This window comes from Flavobacterium sp., assembly GCF_043779715.1.
Taxonomy (GTDB): Bacteria; Bacteroidota; Bacteroidia; order Flavobacteriales; family Flavobacteriaceae; genus Flavobacterium.
Genome location: NZ_JAYWDT010000058.1, coordinates 1 through 2033 on the forward strand (window position 1 = coordinate 1; position 2033 = coordinate 2033).

The 2033-nt window shown below is 28.5% G+C and carries 3 protein-coding genes; 1 reads left to right on the top strand and 2 read right to left on the bottom strand.

Annotated elements, in window-relative coordinates:
• On the top strand, positions 1-603 hold a 603-nt coding region (locus tag ACH2BG_RS02790), incomplete at its 5' end, for a glycosyltransferase family 4 protein (protein ID WP_395046213.1).
• On the opposite strand, the gene ACH2BG_RS02795 is transcribed toward ACH2BG_RS02790, so the two are convergent.
• Together ACH2BG_RS02795 and ACH2BG_RS02800 are read right to left on the bottom strand one after the other, a co-directional pair.
• Positions 585-1337 carry a glycosyltransferase family 2 protein gene (locus ACH2BG_RS02795; protein WP_395046214.1) on the bottom strand — a complete coding sequence of 251 codons (753 nt, stop codon included), beginning with the start codon at positions 1335-1337 and terminating at the stop codon, positions 585-587. The two genes, ACH2BG_RS02790 and ACH2BG_RS02795, sit on opposite strands and share 19 nt — an antisense overlap.
• A gap of 1 nt (position 1338) precedes the next feature.
• A partial coding sequence (locus ACH2BG_RS02800) for a lipopolysaccharide kinase InaA family protein (RefSeq protein ID WP_395046215.1) occupies positions 1339-2033 on the bottom strand: 695 nt, incomplete at its 5' end.

Here is a 2033-nt window from a genome sequence, read left to right on the forward strand (position 1 = left end):
GTTTATCAAGGTTGTCAAGATGTTTTTAAACAAAATTATTCAGTTGAAGAAAAAAATGAAGTCGCTTTAAAATATAATTTACCCAAAGAATTTATATTAAATGTAGGTACAATTGAAGAGCGTAAAAATGCTTTAACTATTGTAAAAGCTATTAAAAACATTGATACAAAATTAGTTTTAATAGGAAAACAAACTGACTATTCTGACAGAATAAAAGCCTACATCAAAGAAAATAACCTGGAAGAGAAAGTTATTTTCTTGAAAGGTTTGTCTAGCAAAGAATTGGCAATTACTTATCAACTAGCGACTGTTTTTGTTTACCCATCAATATTTGAAGGATTTGGAATTCCTATTATTGAAGCTTTATTTTCTAAAACGCCAGTTATTACTACAAATTCTGGTGTTTTTCCAGAAGCTGGCGGACCAAATTCTATTTATATAAATCCTGAAAATGTAGAGGATCTGAAAATTCAAATCGAAAGACTTTTAAGTAGTAAATCCTTAAGAGACGAAATTGCAAATAAAGGTTTTGAATTTGTTCAGAAATTTAATGATGAAGTGATTGCTTCCGAAATCATGCAGTGTTACAAATCCTTATTTTGATGCAAATCATACAATTTTGCATACTTTACAAAGCTTCCAAAAGCAGATAACATACTCCAAATAAAACCTTGATAGCCATTTAAAAAATTACGCTGAAGGAAATAAAACCGAATAAAATCGAAAGGAAATTTGACAATTACTTTGACCAACGATGCTTTTTTTTCTTTTTCGAATAAGAATTCGCCACTTAAAAGTGAATATTTAACTTGTTTTTGTATTGCTGTCGAAATATCGAAAACCGTATAATGCAACATTTCGTTTTTAAGAACACCTATTTTTCCAGAAACATCTATCACTTCGTGGACCTTGTTTTCGATAAATTTTCCGTGTTGTTTGTTAAAAAATCGAAGAATTGGTTTCTTATTCTCACTTCCAAATTTGAAAATTTTATGCAAAAAAACATGCGTTCGAGGAATTAAGTAACCGTTATACTCTTTTGAGAAATCGATGTTTTTAATTTCCGCTATTAATTCATTCGACAAAACTTCATCAGCATCAAGCGATAAAACCCAATTGTTGGTCGTTTTCTTTAGTGCAAATTGCTTCTGTTTACCAAAATTTTCAAACTTATTGTAAATCACTTTGGATCCAAATCTTTCGCAAATTTCAATTGTTTTATCTGAACTTCCAGAATCGACAATAATGATTTCGTTTGCCCAAGAAAGTTTTTCAAGACATTGTTCAATTATTTTTTCTTCGTTGTAAGCAATTATAAATACTGATATTTTTTGCATCTTAAAAACCTATTTTTTTCTTTAATCGACTCTTATTGTTTGATTTTTCTTGAAACTCCGAAGTATATTTCCACATTAACGCAAAGGTTTCTTCTTCTGATTTGCCGTATAATTTCGCGTACTCAAAACTTATCGTTTTTATCATCGCTTCACTTGGTGTTATGCGATTTAAATTCTTCATTCGAGTCTTAAAATCCATTTCTTGATGAAATTTCATTCTATTTAGATCTACTAAATAAAACTCGTATTTATTATCATCAACCTTTTTTATGAGTGTATTTCCTGGCGAATGATCTAAAAATTCGATACCATTTTCGTGCATTTTAAAACAAAAATGGGCAAATTGTTTCAATATATTTTCTAAATCTTCAATATAAACATTAAACAATTCTTTGAAAACAAAGTCAGGTTGCAAGTGTTCACAAATATAATAACTATCTAGTAATCTAAGGTCCGATTTATTTTCGTAAAAACCAACAGGATTAGGTGTTCCAATGCCTTTTTCGATTAATATTTTAGCATAATTATAGGAACGTTCTGCTTTCGATTTTCTAAAAAATTTATAAATAATTCCGTTTAAAAAAATTGGAGTTTTAAACAGTTTTATATTTAAAAGTATATTATTATATGGTATGATTTTTATCTTATTTCGTTTACCAATTACAAAATCGCTCCCTAAAGAATCGAAGTTGTTAA

Excerpts from the sequence above, each read along its gene's own strand:
- ACH2BG_RS02795 (WP_395046214.1), bottom strand. The coding sequence starts at position 1,337 with ATGCAAAAAATATCAGTATTTATAATTGCTTACAACGAAGAAAAAATA.